Below are 3,642 nucleotides of genomic sequence, written 5' to 3'. Positions count from 1 at the left end.
GGGGGGGGGCGGCGCCCGCGGGGGGGGGGGGGGGCGCGGCGGGGGGGGGGGGGACGGCCGGGGTCGCGGGAGCGGCCGGGGACTCGGGGACGGCCGGTGCGGCGGCGACCGGCGCCGCCGATGCGGGCGCTGCGGCCTCGCCCCGTTCCGCGGCCCGTTCGGGGGCGCTCGCCGCCGGTTCGGATGCGCTCCCCTTCGGCCCCGCCGAGGTCGCGGGCGGCGCCGCGGGCGCGCTCGCCGGGGGTTCGTCGGGCACGGCGGGGATGGGCGCCATCACCATGGTCTGCTCGGCCGCCTCCGGGGCGGGCCGCGCGGACTCGCGCTCCGGCTCCGCGGCGGCGCCGTCCGAACCCGCAGCGGCGGCGCCGCTCGAACCTGCAGCGGGGGAGCTGCCCGCCGGGTAGCGGCGCAGCCACTCCGGCACCGACGGCGGGTGCTCGCCGAACTCCTCGGTGGCGTCCCGCGCCAGCTGCTCGACGACCTCGCCGAGCTCCACCCGCTGCCGCCAGTTCTCCGGGATCGCGCTCGCCATGTGCGCGGTGCCCATGATGTTGCCGCAGATCGAGGCGGTCGCGTCGCTGTCACCGGAGTGGTTCGCGGCCAGCACGACCGCGTCGGTGTAGGAGAACGGGCGCGCCAGCGCGGCGCACACCGCGATGGCCAGCGCCTGCTCGCCGACCCGGCCGTCGCCGAGCCGGTGCTGGATCTGCTCCGGCGTCGGCGTGCCCTCGGTGGCCAGCTCGATCGCGCGGCGCAACGCGCTGGTGGTCTCCTCGTGCCCTTCCCAGCCGGACAGCTCGGTCAGCGCCCGGTCCACCGCCTCCGGCAACGACCGGCCGCCGAGCAGCTGCGCCACGATCACCGCGAGCGCTCCGGCGGGCAGGAACCCGCTCGGGTGCCCGTGGGTCAGCGCCGCGGTGGCCGCACCCACCCGGAACGTCTCGGCCGGATCGTCGGACCAGAACCCGGCGGGCGCCGCGCGCATCACGCCGCCGCAGCCCTTCGAGTCGTTGATCCGGTTCGTCAAGGTGCCCAGCCGCCCGCTGGTGGCGTAGCCGTGCAGCGCCTGCACGCAGGTGGCGCCGGGCGCGCGGCGCACGAACAGGCCCTTCTCCCGGATCAGCCAGCCATCCGGCGGCGTCATCGCGATCGGCCCGCCCGCGTCCTTCCAGTCGAAGCCCTGGGTGTGCAGCCAGCGCTGGTAGGCGTGCTGCACCTGCTGCGCCGGATCGGTCTCGTCGTAGAGCCTGCGGCGGATCGAGGCGCGGATGAGGCCGTCGGTGGTGAACAGGGTCAGCTGGGTGTCGTCGCTGATCGATCCGCCGGGGCGGTGCGCGTCGGCGAAGTCGACCACGCCCGCCGCGCCGTGCTCGGCGCGGATCTTCTCGATGGAGTCGTCCTCCACCGGGTAGCCGAGGGCGTCGCCGACCGCGCCGCCGAGCAGGCAGCCGAGGATGCGGGCGCCGCGTTCGGTGGCGGGCTCGGCGAGTTCGCGGGTGGTGGTGACCGGTGGCTGCTTCGCGGCCGGCTGCGGCGCACCGCCGGAGTTCCGGGTGGCCGGGCCGGACCGCGGCATCGCGATCCGCTCGGTCAGCGGCGCCGCCGGCTGCTGCGCCGCACCTCGGGCGTTCGCCGCGGCCTCGTCGGCGGATCCGGGCTCGGCGGTCTCGCTCCCGGCCGTGGTCCCGTCCTGCTCGGCGGCGCCGTCGCGGCCGTTCGAGGAGGTCGCGGGCCAGGAACCCATCGTGGGCAGCGGTGCGGCGGCCGGGGCGTCCGGCGCGGCCTGGTCGGCGGTGCTCCGCTCGGACTTCGCGTCCTGCTGGGTCTGCTCGTCCTGCTGGGTCTGCTCGGCTTGTTCGGGCTTCGGGGTCTGCTCGGGTTTCCCGGTCTGCGCGGGCTTCTCGGTCCGCTCCGGGGCCGAGTCCTGCTCGGGCTGCGCGTCCTCCTCCGAAGCCGCGCCGGCGTCCTCGGCGGTCCCATCGGGCACCGCCGGGGTGCGGCCACCGGGGGCGAGGCCCGTCGGTCCGTCCGAAGTGGACTCCGCGGGTTTCCCTGCCGTGGCCGGCTGCTCGTCGCCGCTGCGCGCGGCACCGCCCGGGATCGGGAACCTGGCCACCGGCGCCGACTCCTCCGGCACCGACTCCTCGTCCCGGATCGCGGGCTGCTCGGTGGTGCGCTCGGTCGCGCCCTCCCGCGCCGAGCCCGCGCCCTCCCGCGCCGAGCCCGGCTGCTCCGCGGTCTTCTCCGGCCCCGAGCTCGACTGCTCGCCGGTCTTCTCGGACCCCGAGCTCGGCGACTCGCCGGGCTTCTCCGGTGTCGTGCTCGGCGACTCGCCGGGCTTCTCCGGTGTCGTGCTCGGCGACTCGCCGGGCTTCTCCGACGCCGCGCTCGGCGACCCCGCGGTGCCCGTCCGCGCCGAGCGCGGCAGCTCCGCCGGGAACTCCAGGTCGATCAAGTCCTTCGCCGCCGGGTACCGCTGCGCCCACGTCTCGTCGGTGCGCGGCTGCGGGCCGAACTCGACCAGCGCGTCCGCGGTCAACTTCTCGACGGTCTCCCGCTGCCCGAGGTCCCGCAGCCACACGCCGGGCAGCGCGGACGCACCGTGCCGGGCGCCGACGATCGCGCCGCAGATCGCGCCGGTCGAATCGCTGTCGCCGGAGTGGTTCACCGCGGCCATCACGGCCGGGCCGACACCGTCGTGGCTCAGCGCCGCGCACACCGCGATGGCCAGCGCCTCGTGCCCGCTCCAGCCACCGCCGAGCAGGTCCTTGAGCTGCCCCGCGGTGGGAGCGCCCTGCGCGGCGAGGTCCTCGGCGACCAGCAGCAGCCGTTCGGTCTGCTGGTGCCCCTCGCACTCGGCGAGCAGCTCGCCAGCCAGGGTCAGCGCGTCCGGCAGCGACTCGCCGCGCAGCAGCCGGTGCACCAGCACCGCCAGCACCCCGGCGGGCAGGTAGCCGCTGGGCTTCGCGCAGGTCAGCGCGGCCCCCGCGGCGGCGAGCCGGAACACCTCGCGCGGGTCCTCGGACCACAGCGCGAACGGCGCGGCGCGCACCACGCCGGTGTTGTCGTCCGAGTCGTTGATCGGGCGCTGGAACGTGCCGGGGCGGCCGTGCGTGGCGAACTCGCGCAGCGCGGTGATGCACTCGGCGTTCGGCGAGCGCACCGCGAACAGGTCGCGTTCGGCGACGAGCCAGCCGGTCGGTTCCGGGTGCTGCTCGGCGAACGGGCCCGCCACGCGCGCCCACGCGTGGCCCTGGGTGTGCAGCCAGCGCTGGTAGGCCAGCTGGACCGCGGGCAGCGGGCCGCCGGTGGCGCCGCCGCGGGTGGCGACGTGCCCGCGGATCAGCCCTTCCAGCGTGAACAGGATCAGCTGGGTGTCGTCGGTGAACTCGCCCGAGTGCTCGCCCGTGCGGTCGTAGTCGGTGATGCCGCGCTCGCCGAAGCGGCTGCGGATCTGCTCCACCGGGTAGGTCTCGACGGGGCCGCCGAGCGCGTCCCCGGCGGCCGCGGCCAGCATGCTGCCGAGGAACCGCTGCCCGTGGTCGCTGCTGATCGGGTCGGGGGCCTGCTGCGCGGCCCCGGGAACCTTCGCGGGCTGCGTGACGTCGGCGGGCGGTGCGGCGCGGGTGTTCGGTGCGGCGG

General features: G+C 77.0%; 1 protein-coding gene. It reads right to left on the bottom strand.

Features of this window, described 5'->3' with window-relative positions; translation table 11 throughout:
- The coding region (locus tag LCD33_RS28395) for an ADP-ribosylglycohydrolase family protein (protein ID WP_255617900.1) at positions 1-3,642 on the bottom strand (3,642 nt) is incomplete at both ends.

Source organism: Saccharopolyspora sp. 7B (genome assembly GCF_020177435.1).
Lineage (GTDB): Bacteria > Actinomycetota > Actinomycetes > Mycobacteriales > Pseudonocardiaceae > Saccharopolyspora_C > Saccharopolyspora_C gregorii.
The sequence above is the reverse complement of the archived record's forward strand: the minus strand, read 5'-3'. Positions and strand labels throughout refer to the sequence as shown.